Origin of the sequence: Shewanella mytili (assembly GCF_046765975.1) — a bacterium.
Lineage (GTDB): Bacteria > Pseudomonadota > Gammaproteobacteria > Enterobacterales > Shewanellaceae > Shewanella > Shewanella mytili.
The window spans coordinates 428818-448532 of record NZ_JBKOUD010000001.1; the positions used below are offsets into that span (position 1 = coordinate 428818).

Genomic DNA, 19715 nt, shown 5'->3' on the forward strand with positions numbered 1-19715 from the left:
CTGTGGTTCGGGCAAATTACATGTTCACCACGGTATGATCTGCTGCGGTGGGTTTATGGCAGTAGAAACAGCTTTCGGTTTGAGCAGCCTGGTTGGCGGGGACATAGTCACCGTCGATAATCGCACCATAGCTTTCCAGTGTTGCCTGAGAGTGGAAACCTTCGGAGCCCATGACGTGGCAAGAGGTACACACGGCGGTGATGGGCGTGGTGTATTTACCGGCGCTGGTCGCCAGTGCACCCTTGTGTTTGAAGGCATCCAGATTCAGGTTTGTGTGACACTGGGTACACTCAGTGATAACGCCCACCTGGTTATGCAGTACGTGCAGCTTCATTTCCAGGGCGCCTTTTTTGGCTCCGCTTGCATAAGTGCCATCAGGAGTATGGCAGGTAACGCAGGCATCCAGCCCCACGGTCAGTTTGCCATTGACTTCCCGCCCCATCTGTTCGCTCAGCACAAATCCGGTATGGTAGCCCTTATGCAGCTGGAGGGTGTCACCATGACAGTTCTGACAAGCGGTAGCGTTGACAGAGTCAATATGGCGCTGGCTTGCTGCCTGGCCTGACTTGGTGGCAAACGCCAGTTGTGACTTCATGCTGGTGGTGTCGCCATCGGCAGTACAATTCACCAGTGCATTGCCACTACTGCACATTTCCAGGCCTACCAGCGTGAAGGCGGTATCGGCATCATCACTGCCAAAGGGCAGTGCCGGAATGGTATAGACCAACTTGCCGTCGGCTACGGTCACACCTGCTTGCAGTGCACTGTCTTTCACCAAATCAGCGTCTTTATGAGCCTCGCCTGTGGCTGGATTTGGGTTATAGCCCATGACCGGGAAGTTAGGCCCTACGTTGGTGATGGCTTCCAGCCGCTTGATTTTGCCAAGTTCAGCGTTGGCATCCAGGGCGTTGCCATTCGCATCCAGGAGGGTCACGGTTAAGGTAACGGTGTTATCGGTGTTGGCCACCATGGTTGCCGCCATGCCGCGTTGGGCAATCACCGCTTTGCGATCCTGAATTCCACTGGTATGGATTTGCTCGGTCCATTCACTGTTGTGGCAAGCAACACAGTTGGCGTTATCCGGCTGCTGGCTGTGACCCTGGCCTTTGGCAAAGTCGATGTTGCTATGGCAGCTGCCACATGACTGGGCGGTAGGCACTTTGGACCAGTTGCCCCAATCCGGTGTTGCTTCACCCTGATCGTTATGGCAGCTACTGCAAGTGTCCAAGGCATCGGAGACATAGACCGGTGACAGTTTGCCGTCTTCCATTTTAAAGTGTTTGGCGTGAATGAGGGCGCTGAACTGGTTGCCCTCGCTAACACGTCCGGGCGTATGACAGCTGGCACACATGTTCACGTCTTTATAGGCACCGCGATGGTGAGAAGTGCTGACATCACCGTGGCATTTGTTGCAGCTCTCGGTGGCTACCACTTTGCGGGAATAACCTGGCTCGTTACCGCTAATGGTGTAATCCACGATGCTATTGGCAGTAGGCACGGCGGTGCCATCTGGCAATGGGGTGTTGTAAGCGCGGATCATGAAGCGCTGGGCCAGTTCCGGGTTGAATGCGGTGCGGGTGGCGGCTTCATCGTTGAAGTCGGCAGCAAAGGTGTAGGTGTAAACACCGTTTTTCTTGTCTACCAGCGTGCCGGGGCAGGTGCTGGTAAGATCGCAGGTTTCATCCACAATGTATTGCCATTGTGAAGCATTACCCGCGCCAGTTGCGCCTTGTGGCAGCAACTGCAGTGCATAAAAGCGCAATTTTTGCAGGCCAACCACGGCCTCATCATTTTGGTTGGTTACTTGAAAGCGAAGACTGGCAACACCATCCTGAACCGTTGTGTCATAGAAGGCAAAGTTCAGGCTTTCGAGTGTCATCGCGGGACTGCCTCCAGCAGTGCCATCCGATCCTTTTGCTCCATCTTCTCCATCGCTGCCACCACAGCCGCCTAGGGCCATGGATAACGCACCGGCAGCTAGCATAAGTGCGTATTTCGATTTGCTTGCGTTCATCATTATTTTCCCTGCAATGTGGAAGCACTCGGTCAACATCCCGCCGGTTTGTCCGGTAGTTAGGTGTTGTAATCAGCTTGTTGACTCCATGCTGGATAAAGTATCTCCCGCCAAAAAGGCTAACTCAGAAAGTTTGTAAATGCTTCTAACCGTACATTAATGTGTGACTTGGATCTTTCTATTTTTAAAGGATTATTTTTGTAATTCAGGATTTACTGCAGCATATTATTGAATAACTTATATACAGTATATAACGTATTGTTAACATAAAGTAAAAGGGGCTGGTGGCCCCTTTCACTGGTTAATACCTAACGCTTCTGTCAGTTGCCGTGAATTTTCATCAGTTGTGCCGGGGTATGGCAGGTGGCGCAGTTTTCCGCCGCCCGTTGCTTCACGTCATCAGCATCGGTGCCGTTCAAAATCCCGCCGTTGGTTTCGATGTGGGATTTGCCCGCATCAGACAGGTATTTCTGGTGACAACTCAGGCAGGCACCGGTATCGGACGACACCCAGATTTCGGCACCGTTGTTGGTTGTGTCGCCGTAGCGCCATACCCGTTCAGGGGCCCTGCCAAGCGTGATGCCATCACTGGTGTGACAGGTTTGGCAATCAGTCTTCAGTACGGTGCCAGAGCCTACGCCGGCATACTTCAGGTAATGGCCTTCCCGCTCATGGGCCTTGAAGGCAAAGCTGGTGGGGATTTTGCCACCCGGGTAAGTGCTGTCGGTTTTCAAGGTTTTATCCGGTGTATGGCAAGTCTGGCAGTTGACGCCATTATCGTAATGGTAAATCTCCTGCCCATGGCAGCCCTGACATTTCGCCGCATCGATAATGTTGCGTCTGACGGCTACTTCGGCAGTTGTTGCCGGACTGTTATCCCCCCAGACAAACCGGTAAGGTTCCTGCTGGATATACACGGAGCGGCTGCCATCGGTGCTGCAGTCAGTCAGTGCTATATCGGTCACGCCATAGCCACCATTATTGAAACAGGCCTGCAGCGAGGACCAGATTTCAAAGGTTTTACCGGTTGCATCGGCCGGCACCTGCATGTTGTCCATGGTTAGGGTATAGGTGTTGCTGGCATCATCGTAGCTGCCTTCGCTAAGACGTATCCGGCGATTGCTGTAGGACGCTTCACTGTTGCTGGGGAAATCCTTATCAATGTCCCATCCCACTACCATGCGGCTGCTTTGGTTCACGTAAGGCTGCGTCACCGCACTGCCGTCAGCATTTTGCACCTGTACCTTAAAGGTGAATTTGCCGGTGTCATCCAGGCCAATGTCGCTGACAGCCACATGCATTTGTTCCGCCAGGGAATAGGCTTTGAGTACATCACCATGACGCTTGCTTGCACTGCCGGTCCCGTTATAAGGGGAGTCGGTATTGTGGCACGCCATGCAATTGGCGCTGATATGGCGAGCTGACGGTTTTTCCGAGTGGCAGGCAATACAGGCCGTATTGCTTTTTTCTGCCGTAAACAGTGCGGCATCCGCCGGGGCTGAATTGCCTTGCACATGGCACACCGCGCAATCTGCAGCAGGCGCCCGAGGGAACTCTACCTTGCCGTAGTCTGCCAGACTGCCTTTATAACCAACGATTTTGTATGGCGCGGCCACTTGGGCACCCTCGTCATCGTAGCTATGGCGCTCGGCACCACGGTGAATGGCATGGATCATGTAGGTGAAATCGATACTGTTTCCCGATTCAGGGTCACCGGATGTAGCGGTATGGCAGGTTACGCAGTTTTCCAGTGCCAACCGGCGGCCACCATGCGCCTTGAGGCTGTCTGGCTGATGGCAGGTATAGCAGCTGTCGATGGAAACCACGTCACGGGTTTGAATGCCCTGGCTCATGCCGCTGGCAGGCTGCCAGTCAAAATGGGCATTGACTACGGCAGAAGTGAGTTTCAGCTCCAGCGTGGCTCGCTGGGTATCCTCGGCATCATAAGCGACAACCAGCGGCTCGGTAATATTGGCAATGTTGGTCTGGTAGGTGTAGGTGTAAGTGCCATCCCCATTGTCTTTCAGGCAATCATCACAGTTTTTAGCCACTTCCAGACTGGCCTGGACTTGGGTGGACGGATTGAGGTTATCCACGTTGGCGGGAACATCCGTGGGCGCCACGGTCACATTCAGATAGGATTGCCACTGGTAGCCGTGGTCAAATTCGGCGCGAATGTCGGTGGCGGGCTCCACCACATGGGTCAATTGGGCAATGCCGAAACGCAAATCCTGATCTTTCGTCAGTCCCACAACGGCAACACCGTTGGCATTGGTCAGTGAAAAATTCACCGTAACCTGGCCGTCGGTGACGGACGCGTCAGTGAAATCCGCTTTCAGCGTACTGGCGTTGTTGATATTGATGGTGGCCAGCCCGGGTTCTCCCGGTGCTCCATCCTGCCCGTCTTTGCCATCACTGCCACAACCGGCAAGCACGAGTGATAGCAGACCTGCACCCAGCAGCGTTTTGCTGGTGGCATTGAACTTAAACCGTTTCATCATTGTGTATCCCTGCAAGATTTGTTGTGCTCTCTGTTGCGGACGTTATATAGGAGTTTTCGTAACAGAAAGTGGCGAGATAGCGCCATACATAAGGCTATCCAAATATATAGAATGCTGCAGTTAATTTAACCAGTTTATGTGACTGATGTCTGACAATTCAGCAAAAATTTTTATGGTCTTTTTAGACTAAAGTTTAATGTTGTTTTTCAAATAGATAGATTGTTGGCTTAAGCCAAAAACTATGGACAAAAACCGTCAGTGATGAGTTGGTAGTGTGTTTGAAAATCAATCAAACGATGCCTGCCAACATCAAAAAAACAGCATGTATATCAAGCATTACTGATGTTTTCTATGAAGTATAAGCGGTATATTGCATGCCTTAAAAAGAGGCTCCATAAAGGCAACTCCCAGAGGTAAAAATGCGGGTAAAAAAACGGCGGGCATCACGTGTGTTTTGCGGCAGGATTGGCCATTCATTCCGGTTTTTCTGACCCAACACACAAAGTTGTTCGAAACCCTGGTTTATTTTCTCCAAGCCGTTTATTCCTGAGTGAATTTGGCACATAATACAGACATAAGTGAAAATTATTATCGTTTACAGCTTGCGGTAGTAACCTATGCAGTAACCATCGATTTGTGGTTGTAAGGCAGTCAAATTGGTAAAGACAATGAAGTTAAGTGAATTAACCCCCGGCGATCGCGCACAGATATTGGATATTGGACAATTGGAACTTCCAGCCGCAGTGAAGCGCAAGCTCTTGTCTTTGGGGATCACTCCCAATACCCGTTTTATGCTTATTCGCCGGGCGCCAATGGGCTCTGGCCTGGAGCTTGAAATCCGCGGTAGTAAATTGTGTGTACGCCAGGAGTTGGCGCAGATTATCGAAGTGGAGAAGGTCAATGATTAAACAGTTTCATTGTGTCACCGTGGGTAACCCCAATGCGGGCAAATCCACACTGTTTAATGCGCTGACCGGCGCAAATCAGCAGGTGGGTAACTGGGCAGGGGTAACGGTTGAGAAAAAAACCGGGCTGTTCACCCTCAACGGTGTTGACGTGTACCTGACGGATCTCCCCGGCATTTACGATATTTTGCCCTCCGAGAGCGATTGTGACTGCTCGTTGGATGAACAGATAGCACAACAGTTTTTGGCCACCCAGAAAATGGACGGCATCATCAACATGGTGGATGCCACCAACATTGAACGGCATCTTTATTTAACCGTGCAATTGCGGGAACTGGGCATTCCCATGGTGGTGGTGCTCAATAAACTGGATGCGGCCAGCAAACGCGGCATTAAAGTTGACACTGAAGCCATGAGCCAGAAATTGAACTGTCCGGTGATTGGTGTGACATCCCGCAACATGCAGGATGTGGAGAAAGTCAAAGCGCTGGTGGTGAAATTCTTTGAAGGGCAGGTGTCTGCCGACCCTTTGTTGCTGGATTATGGCCCGGAAATAGAAGCCGGCGTGGCCGCACTGCAAGCGGCTGACGGTGATTTGTCCCGTGGCCGGGCATTGGCAAAACTGGCCAATGCCAAGGGCTGCAACAGCTGCCGCCGGGGCAGCAGCGATGAAACCGTGGATCAATGTGCGGCCCAGCTGGCCCGTGACGGCAAAGACATTGAAGTTCACGCTGCCACCACCCGTTTCAACTTTGTGGAATCCCTGTACCAGGCGGCCATTAAAACGGAAGACAAACCCACGTTCAGTGATTATCTGGACAAGATAGTGCTGCATCCGGTACTGGGGGTGCCCATTTTCTTGCTGGTGATGTATCTCACCTTCATGTTCGCCATCAATATCGGCAGTGCCTTTATCGATTTCTTTGATATCGCCGCAGGCGCCCTGTTTGTGGATCACCTCGGTGCCTGGCTGCATGGCGTCAATGCGCCGGAATGGGTCGTGACCATTCTGGCCGGTGGCGTAGGGCAGGGGATCCAAACGGTTTGTACGTTCATTCCAGTGATTGCTGCGCTATTTTTGGCCCTGTCGGTGCTGGAAGGCTCAGGTTACATGGCCCGTGCCGCCTTTGTGGTGGATGGCCTGATGCGCCGCATCGGCCTGCCCGGCAAAGCTTTTGTCCCCATGATTGTGGGGTTTGGCTGCTCAGTGCCGGCCATTATGGCAACCCGCACCCTGGGCAGTGAGCGTGAGCGCATCGTGACCGGCATGATGGCGCCTTTCATGTCCTGTGGGGCGAGATTGCCCGTGTATGCATTATTTGCCGCGGCATTTTTCCCTGAATCCGGGCAGAACCTGGTATTTTTGCTGTATGTCATCGGCATTTTCGCCGCCATCGGTACCGGCATCATGTTGCGCAAAACCTTGTTGCCGGGTAGCAGTACTGCGGTGATGATGGAACTGCCCAGTTATGAGTTACCCAAGTTTCGCATGGTGTTCGGCCGTACCGGCAAGCGTACCAAAAGCTTTATTCTGGGGGCCGGCAAAACCATCGTGTTGGTGGTAACGGTACTGAATTTTGTGAATGCCATCGGCACCGATGGCAGTTTTGGCCACGAAGACAGCAAAGAATCGCTGTTGAGCGTTGCCAGCCAGAAAATCACCCCGGTGTTTGCACCCATGGGGCTGCAACAGGAAAACTGGCAAGCCACGGTGGGTATTCTTACCGGGATTTTTGCCAAAGAGGCGGTAGTGGGAACACTGAACAACCTCTACAGCGAGCAGGCACAGGATGATGCCGAGTTAACACCGCTGGCTGACAGTTTCAAAGAGGCGTTGGCAACCATTCCGCAAAATCTGTTTGGCATCAATCCTGGCGATCCGCTGTCGTTATCGGTCGGTCATGTGGATGATCTTAGCGAAGCCGCGGCGGAGCAGGGCGTACAGCAAACCACCTTTAGCGCCTTGCAAGCCGGTTTCAGCGGACAACTCTCCGCTTTTACCTATCTGCTGTTTATCTTGCTGTATACCCCATGCGTTGCGGCAATGGGGGCTTTGGTGAATGAGTTCGGCCCGCGCTGGGCCGGGTTTGCGGCCAGCTGGACACTGGCTTTGGCCTATGGCACATCCACCGTGGTGTATCAGGCGGCAACCTTCACCCAGCATCCGCTGCTGTCCGCGTCCTGGATAGGCTTCTTTGTGGCGGCGCTGGTGGGATTCTATGCCTGGCTGAAACGCAAGGCCAAACGTACCCAGCAAATTATTCCCGGGATCAAGGTGATCACCGAATAAGGTGGTTGTGATCTTCGTTGAAAAGCAGCGTAAATCGCTGCTTTTTCTTTTGGTGGCAACGTTGACGGACGTTACGACAGTTTTTATCCTAAGGGCATTGTCAGCGGGCATGATCTGTAGGATCATGCCCGTTTTATAAAAATTGCACGGTTCGCAAAGAGGAATTACATGAGTCAGGTGGACACTGAAGTACGTCCGAGTAACTTCATTCGCAATATCATTGATGAGGATTTGGCCAGTGGCAAGCACACAAGCGTGCACACGCGTTTTCCGCCAGAGCCCAACGGTTTCCTCCATATCGGTCATGCAAAATCCATATGCCTGAACTTTGGTATTGCCCGGGACTACCAGGGACAGTGCAATCTGCGTTTTGATGACACCAATCCGGAAAAAGAAAACATCGATTACGTGAATTCCATCAAGGAAGACGTGCGTTGGTTAGGTTTTCAGTGGAGCGGCGACATCCACTATTCATCCGATTATTTTGACGCGCTTTACGGTTACGCGATTGAACTGATTAAAAAAGGGTTGGCCTACGTGTGTTTCCTTAATGGGGAGCAGATGCGGGAATACCGCGGCACGCTAAAAGAGCCCGGTAAAAACAGTCCGTACCGTGACACCAGCGTTGAAGAAAACCTGGCACTGTTTGAAAAAATGCGTGCCGGTGAGTTTAAAGAGGGCGAATGCAGCCTGCGGGCCAAAATCGACATGGCATCATCATTCATGTGCATGCGTGACCCGGTGTTGTACCGCATCAAGTTTGCTCATCACCATCAGACCGGTGACAAGTGGTGCATCTATCCGATGTATGATTTCACTCACTGCATTTCCGATGCCCTGGAACACATCACCCACAGCTTGTGTACCCTGGAGTTTCAGGATAACCGCCGTTTGTATGATTGGGTGCTGGATCATCTGGATGACTTTAATTATCCGGGCCGTACCCATCAGTATGAATTTTCACGGTTGAATCTGGAATATACCGTGATGTCCAAGCGTAAGCTGAACGAGCTGGTGACCCGTCAGCTGGTCAATGGCTGGGATGACCCCAGAATGCCCACCATTGCCGGGTTGCGCCGCCGTGGCTACACCCCCGCATCCATCCGTGAGTTCTGTGAGCGTATCGGGATCACCAAGCAGGACAACCTGGTTGAAATCGGCATGCTGGAAGCCTGTATCCGGGAAGAGTTGAATGACAATGCTCCCCGTGCCATGGCCGTGATTAATCCCATCCGTTTGGTGATTGAAAACTATCCGCAAGGGCAGCAGGAAACCATTCATGCGCCCGTGCATCCTAACAAACCGGAGCTGGGCGAGCGAGAATTGCCTTTTGGTGGCGAGCTATACATTGACGCCGAGGATTTCCGTGAAAGTGCCAACAAGCATTACAAGCGTCTGGTGTTGGGCAAAGAGGTGCGCTTGCGCAATGCTTACATTGTCAAAGCCGAGCGCTGCGACAAGGATGATGACGGCAATGTGACCACGGTTTACTGCAGCTACGATGCCGACACCAAAGGCAGCAATCCCGCTGATGGACGGAAAGTCAAAGGCGTTATTCACTGGGTGGAAAAAACCACCGCGCTAGCGGCACAATTCCGCTTGTATGATCGCCTGTTCAGCGCGGCCAATCCGGCTTCAGCAGCAACATTGGATGAAGCATTGAATCCTGATTCACTGCAGGTGCGTCACGGTTTTGTGGAAGCGGGTCTTGCTGCTGCCGAGGCTGAAAAAGCCTATCAGTTTGAGCGTGAAGGGTATTTCTGTGCCGACAGTAAAGATTCCACTGCCGAGCAGTTGGTGTTTAACCGCACGGTTGCCTTGCGTGATTCTTTTGCGTGATTAGCCGCTGGCGCTGATAATCCCTGCATTATCCCAAAGCCCGGCCTTCAAGTGATTGCTGCTGCAGTTCACTTAAGGCCGGGCTTTGTTGTCTGTCCTATCGGGGCGGTGCTGTATTGGTTTGATGTTTTTCCACCCCACGAGTAGTGGTTTCCCCTCCCATTAATCCTGCTGTATTTGCGTGGTTGCAATGCCATCATTGCCTTGGCAACAGGTGCGACAATATGTCACATTATATGTGATCTTGCTCACGCTATAATGCGGCAACTTTCTACAAGTGATTAACATTGAAGGTGATCATTGTGAGCAGATATACCCAAAAGCATGTGTACGACTTTCGCAGGAAGCCATCAGCCGTTGCATTGGCGGTGGGATTGATATGGAGCCCCCAGTTACTGGCAGACAACACCGCCCCTCAACCTCAAATCGAACGGTTGCAGGTGTTGGGTGAACATCCGGAGCACAGTGGCGTATTGGGCGCCGTGGATGGATTGTTGCAGCAACAAGGGGTGGATTTTTCCGCTGCGGGGGGAATGTCTGCCCTGCCGGTGATCAACGGCATGATGGGCGATCGCATCAAGGTGCTGATTGATGGCAGTGATGTCACCGCCTCTTGTGCCAACCAGATGAATCCGCCACTGTCCTACATTTCTGCCAACCAGGTGAGCACCGCCGAAGTGATTGCCGGCATATCGCCTGTCAGCATGGGCGGTGACAACATCGCCGGGGTGATCAAAATCAGCAGTCTGGAGCCGCAATTTGCAGACGATGAAGCCCTGACATGGCAGGGCGGGTATCTGTCTGCCGGTTATCGCAGTATCAGTGACGCACTTTTGTTGGGCGCCGGTGCTCGGGTTGCCAGTGAGCATTTTAGCCTGGATTATCAAGGCGCTTATGAGGATGCCAACAGCTACAAGGATGGCAACGGCGATAAAGTGCTTGATACCCTCTACCGGGCACAGAATCATGCATTAACGGCCGCCTGGCGCAATGAGCAGCGACAGTTTGCCCTGAAACTGACCCACCAGTACATTCCGTTCCAGGGATTTGCCAACCAGTACATGGACATGACCGATAACCAGAGTTACGGCGTGTTGGCCCGTTATCAGCAGTGGCTGGAGAACGACGGTGAATTCAGTGCTCAGGCCAACTGGCACAGCGTGCAGCACAAAATGGGTTTTTTCACTCCTGAAAAAACCGGCAAAATGCCCATGAATACGGACGGGGATGATTACAGTTACCAGTTGCACTGGCGTTTGCCCATGAGCGAGCAAAGCACACTGTTGCTGGGACAGGAAACCTACGATTACCGCTTGGATGACATATGGCCTGCCGTGGCCGGCTCCAGCATGATGGGGCCAAAAGACTATGTCAACATCAACGATGGCCGGCGTTTTCGAACCGCGGCATTTGCCGAATGGCAGCAATCTCTCAGCCAGCGTTGGTGGTTGTCGGTCGGCGCCCGCTATGAGTACGTGATGACCAACAGCGGCCAGGTGCAGTCTTATAACACCATGGCAATGATGGGCAAGCCGAACATGGATGCCGCCGCGGCAACGGCCTTCAACGGGCAATCGCGCAAGCGCAGCGATCATCTACTGGATGCCACCTTGCTGGCGCGTTATCAGTTGTCTGACACCCAGCGGCTGGAGCTGGGGCTGGCGCGCAAAAACCGGGCACCCAACCTGTATGAACGCTACAGTTGGGGCCGCAGTGCCATGGCCACCTCCATGGTGGGTTGGTTTGGCGATGGCAACGGCTATGTGGGTGACATTGATCTAGCGCCGGAAACCGCCCATACATTAAGCTTGGCCTACAAACTGAGCAACGATGACTGGCAAGTGTCTGCCAGCACCTGGTACAGCCGCGTGCAGGATTACATTGATGCCACCCCCATGGGCACTTTCAACAAGAGTGGCACTCCGGGCGGGCAGCGCAACATCCTGAAATTCACCAATGTGGATGCCACCCTGTATGGCGCCAATCTGGAGATGGGCTACCGATTGGCAGATAACCAAAGCGGACTTTGGCGGTTGAATGCCAGTGTGGGCACCACCCATGGTGAGCAGGATGACAGCAATTCACCCTTGTATCAGATAAAACCCCTGCAAACCGCCTTGACATTGCAACAACAGTTGGGCGATTGGCAACAGAGCCTCAATTGGCAATGGGTGGCGGTAAAAGACCGGGTGGATGCGCATCGCCTGGAAAATGAAACCGCGGCCTATTCGCTGCTCAACTGGAACAGCCGTATCAAATGGCAAGCACTGACGTTGACCTTGGCAGTCAATAACCTGTTGGATCATGATTATGCCCTGCCGTTGGGCGGTGTCAGCGTTGCCGCTTATAAAGCCGACAGCAGCGCAGGATTCCAGCAGATTGCCGCACCGGGTCGCTCACTGGAGTTTGGTGTTAGCTATGCCTTTTAAGGTATGCTGTTAGCACAATCCAGGGTGGAATAAACAACATATGATATTGCTGCTGGTGATGCTGCTGTGGCAACGGCCGTCACCACGATGGATGCTAGGGCTGCTGTTAGCCGAAGTATTGCTGATGAACGGCATTATGGCGGCCAATGGCGCTGCCAGCAATCCTTTCAACGTGGTGTTGTTATTGCCGGTGGTACTGGCATTCATGTTGCTGTCTGCGCCCTTTGCGCTCAGTGTGTTGCTGCTGAGCATCGGTGCGCAGGTCGGGCAGTTATGGTTGTTGCCTCCCCATGACGGGCACGGGTCGCTGATGACCAGCCACTACTACGGCATGGTGGTGGGGTTCGTACTGGCCGCCATGCTGGTGGCCGTGGTGGTATGGTACCTGCGAAAGCAGCTGGCCCAGCGCGAAGCGGCCATACATCAGCTGCGGGAGAGGCAATTGCGCAATGAGCAACTGCTGGCCATTGGCACGGCAGCCGCCCAGCTTACCCATGATATGGCCACCCCGGTGCAATCCATGCAGTTACTGATTGATGAAGTGATGGAGCAGCATCCCCCGGGACCTGCGCTGACTGAGCTGAACCGGCAATTGCAGCGGGTGGTGGCGCAATTGCAAAACTGGCGCGGCATTGCCGATGATGTGCGTGAGGCCAGGTTACGCCGGTATGATACCCAGCAGTTGTGGCGCGCATTGCAGCACCTGGTTTTGCTGGCCCGCCCGGAGGCGCATATCTCCTGGCAAAGCCATGCCCCTGAAAGACAACTCAGCGCCGACGGCACCTTGCTGCCAGCGCTGACCAACATCATTGTCAATGCCTGTGAAGCCGCTGGCGCCCAATCCCATCCCTGGGTCAATGTACAGAGCATCATTGTGGATGATCTCTGGCAGTTACGCATCGAAAATCCCGCGGCTGGCGTACCCGAATCCCTACTGACACAACTGGGGTTCAAGCTGCAGCCCAGCGAAGCCGGACACGGAATGGGGGCGGTGTTGAGTAATGCCACCATTGAGAAATTCCATGGAAGGGTTAACTGGTATCGCCCCGATAACCGCAAGAATGCCCCCGAGTCGTCAGGTGACATGTCCTATAAGCATGACGCCTCCGGCCATGTCACTATCGTCACACTCGTTGAATTACCGCTGGAGCCCCATGCTGAAAATCATAGTGATTGATGATGACCGCACCTATCTGGAGGTGTTGCAGCGCCGGCTGCAACAAGCCATTGGGTGTGACGTGCAAACCCACACATCGGTTGCGACCGCATTGCAGCAACCCCCACAGCCGGTGGATGCCATCTTGCTCGACATGATGCTGGAGCAAGGCTCAAGCTTGGACAGCATCGCGTCACTCAAGCACCATTTTTGTCCCAAACAGCTGATTATGCTGACAGGCTATGCCAGCATTGCCACCACCGTGGAAGCCATGCGCCGGGGCGCCACGGATTATCTGGCCAAACCGGTGGGGCTTAACGAGATATTGCAGCGGTTGGACCCGGGGCCACAAGCTAATCAGGCCCAAGCCGTGGACAACAAACCCTTGACCCCCGCCCAGGTGGAATGGGAACACATTCAACGCATTTTACTGGCACATGATGGCAATATTTCCGCCACGGCCAAAGCCCTTGGTTTGCATCGGCGCACTTTGCAGCGCAAGCTGCAAAAGCATTCCCCGGGGCGTGGTTGATTGCATCTGCGTACATTGTCGCGTCATGGCAATGGGTATCTGCCGCCAAAATGGCAGCGTTAACGGCTCGGCCGCACTGAGTGTTGCGGTTTGTGTTATCCGGCTTCATGGCGTTTCTTTGGACATCTGTTATCTCAATCTCCCCGGCATACCTTTCATGGACATTCCCCCGCTTTGCGCCTTTCATTTGCCAGTATTACTCAAATAAAAAAAATATTATTAAGTATGACTTTGATCAAATTTCGTAATACTCAAACTTTTTATACTGAGCGCCACTTATTCATTCTCCCGCTGTATTAATCGATATGAAATTGACTTCAACCGCGATTGTTGCCGTACCAGCACTGTTTGTGGCTGCCATGGCGCAAGCTGATGATGCCGGACAAACCCAAGGGCAGTCCGCTGCATCCATTGAACGAGTGACGGTATTTGGCCGCCAGCTGAACCTGTTGGGCCAAAGTAGCTCGGCTTCTGAAGGGATTGTGGGGGCCGGTGAAATTGATGCACGCCCTTTGTTGCGTACCGGTGAGGTGCTGGAATTTGTGCCGGGGATGCTGGTGACTCAGCATAGTGGCTCAGGCAAGGCTAACCAGTATTTCCTGCGGGGATTCAACCTTGACCACGGCACCGACTTTGCCACCAGTGTGGATGGCATGCCCATCAACATGCGCAGCCACGGGCATGGTCAGGGGTATACGGATCTTAACTTCCTGATCCCGGAGATGATTGGACAAATCCATTATTACAAAGGGGCTTACTATCCGGAAATCGGCGACTTTTCCGGCGCGGGCTCTGCGGACATTTCACTGACGGACAATCTGCCTTATCGCCAGTTGGCGCTGACCTTGGGAGAATACGGTTATCAACGGCTGCTGGCCACCGGACAGCAGCAGTGGCAGGACAATAAATTCATTTTCGGCGGCGAGCTGCAGCGTTACAACGGCCCGTGGCAGGATGTGGATGAAGATGTCAAAAAAATAAATGCCATGGGGCGTTACCTTACCCATGTGGGCGACGGGGAATTGGCCTTGACCGCCATGGCCTATAGCAACGACTGGAACTCGGCCGATCAGATCCCCGAACGTGCGGTAACCTCCGGCCTGATTGATGAATATGGCTCGCTGGACCCGGATTTGGGCGGCGATTCCAGCCGTTACAGTTTATCTGCCAGCTATGTGGACAGCGATTGGCAAGCCAGTGCCTATGTGATCCGCTCACGCCTGAACCTGTTTTCCAACTTTACCTACTATCTGGACAATCCCGTGGATGGCGATGAGTTTCAGCAAGTGGACAACCGGGAGATCTGGGGCGGTAAATTGGGTCGGGACTGGCATGTGGCGCCTTTTGGCATTACCACGGATGTCACCGCCGGTGCGGATGTGCGTTATGACCACATCGGCAAGGTGGCGCTGTATCATACCCGGGACTTACAGCCCATAGGCACGGTGCGCAACGATGCCGTGAATGAGTTTTCCAGCGGACTTTTTGGCAAGCTCGATGCCCAGTTAACCGATAGCCTCAAGTTCCGTTTGGGCGCAAGATACGACTATTACAATGCGGATGTCACCAGTGACATGGCGCAAAACAGCGGCAATGCCCATGACGGGATCTGGAGCCTGAAAGGGGGCTTGTCCTATCTGGTCAATGACGAGCTGGAACTGTACGCCAGTGCCGGTCAGGGATTCCACTCCAACGATGCCCGCGGCGCCACCATCACCATTGACCCCAGCAGCGGCGAGGCACTGGACAAGGTGGACTTGCTGGTTCGTTCCACCGGCGCAGAGCTGGGCTTTCGTTACTATGATCGGGAATACATAAACTTCTCCACCGCCCTTTGGTATCTGGATTTGGACTCGGAACTGCTCTATGTGGGGGATGCGGGAACCACTGAACCCAGCCGGGCATCAGAACGTTACGGTATCGAAATGTCAGCCTATTATTGGCTCAACGATTCTCTCAGCATTGATACTGAACTGGCACTGACCCGGGCACGCTTTACCGAGGCGGAAACACTGGAAGGCAAATACGTGGACGGCACCGTACCTTGGGTGGCCAGCGCCGGTATTAACTACCAGCCGGAAGCCGAAGGCATTCATGCCGCATTGCGGGTGCGTTATCTGGGCAAACGGGTACTGGACAGCTTTAAGGAGCACGAAGCTGACGCCACCACCTTGGTGAATCTGTCCCTGGGGTATGGCTACCGTGACTGGGATGTCAAAGCTGAAATCCTGAACCTGTTTGACAGCAACGAACACGATATTGATTATTGGTATGCCTCCCGCCTGCCGGGTGAAGCCGCCGATGGGGTGGAAGATTTGCACTACCATCCGGTAGAACCCAGAATGCTGCGTTTAAGCATCAGCTATCGCTATTAACAAACAACATGTATGTGTGTCCAAGCCTGCTGCGGATGGCTGCCCAGCAGGCTTTTTTTTGTGATGAATCCTGCTTTATGGCACGTTTTTGCTGCCAGCTTTCTAAAATGACAGTTTGTTACGCTTAGGTCATAAAACCACAGTCTCAGTTAGTACAGTGCAACGTAATTCTGCTATACATAACATGGTTTTTTCGCAAACAGGCATATCATGGGCGACAAGCGTTTCGGGCTGCTCCTACTGTTGTTATTCACTTGTGCCACATGGGCAAAACCTCCGGTTGTGCTTCGGGCGGATTTTCGACTGCGCCCTCCCTTCATGGTTTATGATCAGACAACCCATGGTTTCAGCGGACAACTGGTAACGATACTGGAACTTGCCTGTAAACATGCAGGCTGCCGGATACAGTGGCAGGAGATGCCGTTTCAGCGCTCGCTGTACCGGCTGCAGACAGGCGCAGTGCATCTGGTGCCCCGCTTGTATCACACAACTGAGCGTGAGGCTTATGTGCATTACATTGGCCCTGTTGCCCTGGAAAACGAACCCATCTTTTTCATTACCCACAAACAGGTGCCACTGGATACGGAGCAGCAATTGCTATCGGGCACGCTGGGCGTGAAGCTTGGCAGTTATTACTCGCCATTCATCAATCATGATCCCCGCCTGAAAAAATACCCGGCAGCGGATGACATCAATCTGGCCAAAATGTTTATTGCCGGCCGTTTTGACTATATCGCCGTACTGGATAAAGAAAGCATTGATGCGGCATTTCACCAGCTAGGGTTTAGCGATTATGTTTATGGCGGTTTGACTTATGATCATAACTTTCCGGTTTATTACGGTTTTTCGCGCCATAGCAGTCACGGCGAATTTGTGGGAAAGCTGCAACGGGCCATTGACCGGATGATTGTCAGCGGTGAAATCCACAGCTTGTTGCCGGTTGGCATGTACCCGCCGCTGGATGAATGAGAACACCGTCATAACGGTGACAGTCCTCACACTTAGCACGTTTTTTTATGACAAATTGATGTATACTGGCGGCCGCCAAGGGGTGTTCGGCGGTCACCGCCGGACTGAGATGTCCATGACAAACCCTTAGAACCTGATCCGGCTAGTACCGGCGTAGGAATGGGCCACACCCGTGCACTTATCACTTCGCTTATCTGATGCCGGATCTCAAACGTGCCAATATTTGAGGTCCATATGTCTCGTCTTTTTTATCCGGCGGCCATTGCCACTGCCGTGCAACTGGCGCTGAGCGCCCCTGTATTTGCTGCTGACCCCACTCAAAACCCTGCCAGCGCCACCGATGATCAACCCATGGAGGTGATTGTGGTGAGCGCCGATTTTCGCGGCACGGCTGTGGAAAACATGCCATCCAGTGTGACGGTAATCGACCAGCAACGCATTGAAGAGCAGGCGGCCGAGCACTTTGAAGACATGATGAACAATGTCGCCAACTTTAACTGGTCTGGCGCCACCTCGCGCCCCCGCTATTTTCAAATTCGTGGGGTAGGGGAGCAGGAAGATTACAAAGGCGCACCCAACTCGTCGGTGGGTTTCATTGTTGACGACATTGATCTGTCCGGGCTGGGAATGGTGTCCAGCATGTACGACTTGCAGCAGTTTGAAGTGCTGCGAGGTCCCCAGGGCACCCGTTATGGCGCCAATGCACTGGCGGGGCTGATTTACCTGAAAAGCAATGATCCCACCCTGGTGCCAGAGCACGGACTGGAAGTGTCTGTGGGAGATGATGCACTGCGCACCGTCAGTGGCTACAGCTCCGGGCCATTGACCGATTCCGGCAAATTGCTGTACCGGCTGGCGCTGCAGCAACATCAGCAAAATGGCTACATGGATAACCTTTACCTGCAACAGGATGACACCAACCAGCGGGATGAATTCACCGGCCGTTTGAAACTGCGCTGGTATGCCACCGATAACCTGCAGGCGGATGTTACCGTGCTGCATGCTGATTTCGATAACGGCTATGATGCCTGGACACTGGATAATAACGGCGAAAACACCCTGACCGATCAGCCGGGTGTGGACAGCCAGCGCACCACGGGTGCCAGCTTGAAACTCAGCTACAGCGGCTTTGAGGCATTTGAGCTGGTATCGTTAAGCAGTTGGGCCAAAACCCATTTTGATAACGGTTACGATGGCGACTGGGCCAACCCTGGCTATTGGGCGGCACGGGACTGTGAAGGCAGCGCCTGTGAGTACAGTTACTGGTGGGACAAAAAAGGTGACCGGCGCACGGTGACCCAGGAATTTCGCATTGCATCCAATGAATCAGGGCGGATTTTTGGCGGCAGCACCGACTGGCTTGCCGGGGTGTACCTGATGGATTTAACCGAAGATAACGACCTTTACTCTGAATACAACGGTTGGCCGGATGAGGTGCTGCAATCCCAATACAGTGCCAATAATTACGCCGTTTTTGGCCAGCTGGATGCGGAATTGGCCCGGGGCTACCGCTTGTCTGCCGGGGTAAGGCTGGAGCGGCGCAGCAGCGATTACAGCGACAGCAACCGTGATGATTTCAGCCCCTCTGAAAACATGTGGGGCGGCCATGTCGCCTTGTCCAAAGCGTTGGCCCAAGGGCAGGAAGCCTATCTGCGCATTGCCCGTGGTTACAAGGCCGGCGGTTTTAACATGACCTTGCCAACGTCATTGGCAGATAAAAAACAGTTCGATACGGAAACCTTGTATAACTACGAGCTGGGGCTGAAATCCCAGTGGCTGGACGGTGCTGCCAGCAGCCGTTTGGCGCTGTTTTACATGGACAGGCATGATCAGCAAGTGTCAGCCTCATTACAAGACCCTGTGGATCAGCAACGCTTCATTTTGTTCACTGACAATGCCGGCGGCTCCAAAAATTACGGTGCGGAGCTGGAAGCTAACTGGTATGTCACCGATGCACTGGAACTGTACGGCAGTGTAGGATATCTGCAAACCGAATACGGCACTTATATCTACAACGATAAATACGGCACGCCGGTGAACCTCAGTGGCCGCGAGCTGGCCCACTCCCCCCGTTGGACCCATAATCTTGGCGCCAGCTGGCATGGGGATAACGGCTGGTTTGCCAATATCAATGCCAGTGGTAAAAGCAAATTCTACTATTCTGACAGCAACGAGTCCCAATCCAAACCCTATAGCATTGTCAGTGCCAAGGTTGGTTATGATGCTGAAAACTGGGCACTTTATCTGTGGGGGCGTAACCTGTTTGACAAACAGTACGGGGTGCGCGGCTTCTATTTCGGTAACGAGCCCGATCAGGACTGGGCCAGCAAGCAATATATCCGCTACGGCGACCCTCGTCAGTTAGGGGTTACGTTCAAGCTGAAATTCATGTAACCAAAGGGGGCCGGCCCCGGTGTCGGCCCATTCAAGGGAGAGAGAAGAGATGATGCTTACTGTCGATATCAGCATGTATCCGTTACACGACAACTATAAAGACCCCATCCGCTGGCTGATTAAGCGTCTTGACGGTTATGCGGGCGTCACCCGGGTGACCAATTCCCTGTCAACCCAGGTCAGCGGTGAGTTTGATGTGGTGATGCAGATGCTGTCCACCGAGATGAAAGCCGCCTATGAACAGTTTGGCAAGGCCATTTTTGTGTGCAAGTTTCTTGAAGGCGAATTTGACCTTCAGCGCAGGACCTGAA

12 protein-coding genes and 1 riboswitch are annotated in these 19715 nt (G+C 53.2%); of the genes, 10 read left to right on the forward strand and 2 right to left on the reverse strand.

Annotated features, from left to right (window positions below):
- Positions 1 to 16: 16 nt before the first annotated feature.
- Together ACIDEJ_RS01960 and ACIDEJ_RS01965 are read right to left on the reverse strand one after the other, a co-directional pair.
- Complete coding sequence (locus ACIDEJ_RS01960; RefSeq protein WP_411986402.1) at positions 17 to 2017, reverse strand: OmcA/MtrC family decaheme c-type cytochrome; 2001 nt, start codon at positions 2015 to 2017, stop codon at positions 17 to 19.
- Positions 2018 to 2334: 317 nt separating this feature from the next.
- Positions 2335 to 4515: an OmcA/MtrC family decaheme c-type cytochrome gene (locus ACIDEJ_RS01965; RefSeq protein WP_411986403.1), complete on the reverse strand. Its 2181-nt coding sequence runs from the start codon at positions 4513 to 4515 to the stop codon at positions 2335 to 2337.
- Between the two features lie 668 nt (positions 4516 to 5183).
- On the opposite strand from ACIDEJ_RS01965, the gene ACIDEJ_RS01970 reads away from it, so the two are divergent.
- The 10 genes from ACIDEJ_RS01970 to ACIDEJ_RS02015 all read left to right on the forward strand — a co-directional run bounded on the left by ACIDEJ_RS01970 (position 5184) and on the right by ACIDEJ_RS02015 (position 19714).
- Positions 5184 to 5423, forward strand: a complete 240-nt coding sequence (locus ACIDEJ_RS01970) for a FeoA family protein (RefSeq protein ID WP_411986404.1) — start codon at positions 5184 to 5186, stop codon at positions 5421 to 5423.
- Positions 5416 to 7710 (forward strand): Fe(2+) transporter permease subunit FeoB, encoded by a 2295-nt coding sequence (gene feoB, locus ACIDEJ_RS01975; protein WP_411986405.1) that lies wholly within the window; start codon positions 5416 to 5418, stop codon positions 7708 to 7710. Before ACIDEJ_RS01970 ends, feoB begins: the two co-directional genes overlap by 8 nt.
- A 168-nt stretch (positions 7711 to 7878) precedes the next feature.
- The gene (gene glnS / locus ACIDEJ_RS01980) at positions 7879 to 9549 is read left to right on the forward strand and encodes a glutamine--tRNA ligase (RefSeq protein ID WP_411986406.1); all 1671 of its coding nucleotides are present in this window, start codon (positions 7879 to 7881) and stop codon (positions 9547 to 9549) included.
- Positions 9550 to 9851: 302 nt separating this feature from the next.
- A complete protein-coding gene (locus ACIDEJ_RS01985) occupies positions 9852 to 11978 on the forward strand; it encodes a TonB-dependent receptor (RefSeq protein WP_411986407.1) in 2127 nt (708 codons plus the stop codon).
- 40 nt (positions 11979 to 12018) lie between these two features.
- Complete coding sequence (locus ACIDEJ_RS01990; protein ID WP_411986408.1) at positions 12019 to 13155, forward strand: sensor histidine kinase; 1137 nt, start codon at positions 12019 to 12021, stop codon at positions 13153 to 13155.
- Entirely contained in the window at positions 13133 to 13666 is a 534-nt protein-coding gene (locus ACIDEJ_RS01995) for a response regulator transcription factor (RefSeq protein WP_411986409.1), read from the forward strand. The genes ACIDEJ_RS01990 and ACIDEJ_RS01995 overlap by 23 nt, the downstream gene beginning before the upstream one ends.
- A 305-nt stretch (positions 13667 to 13971) precedes the next feature.
- The gene (locus tag ACIDEJ_RS02000) at positions 13972 to 16041 is read left to right on the forward strand and encodes a TonB-dependent receptor (protein WP_411986410.1); all 2070 of its coding nucleotides are present in this window, start codon (positions 13972 to 13974) and stop codon (positions 16039 to 16041) included.
- A gap of 318 nt (positions 16042 to 16359) precedes the next feature.
- On the forward strand, positions 16360 to 17010 hold the full coding sequence (locus ACIDEJ_RS02005; protein ID WP_411986411.1) for a substrate-binding periplasmic protein: 651 nt from the start codon (positions 16360 to 16362) through the stop codon (positions 17008 to 17010).
- 68 nt (positions 17011 to 17078) lie between these two features.
- Positions 17079 to 17187, forward strand: a riboswitch (TPP riboswitch).
- Between the two features lie 57 nt (positions 17188 to 17244).
- Positions 17245 to 19404 (forward strand): TonB-dependent receptor, encoded by a 2160-nt coding sequence (locus ACIDEJ_RS02010; RefSeq protein WP_411986412.1) that lies wholly within the window; start codon positions 17245 to 17247, stop codon positions 19402 to 19404.
- A gap of 49 nt (positions 19405 to 19453) precedes the next feature.
- Positions 19454 to 19714 (forward strand): hypothetical protein, encoded by a 261-nt coding sequence (locus tag ACIDEJ_RS02015; protein ID WP_411986413.1) that lies wholly within the window; start codon positions 19454 to 19456, stop codon positions 19712 to 19714.
- Position 19715 lies beyond the last annotated feature (1 nt).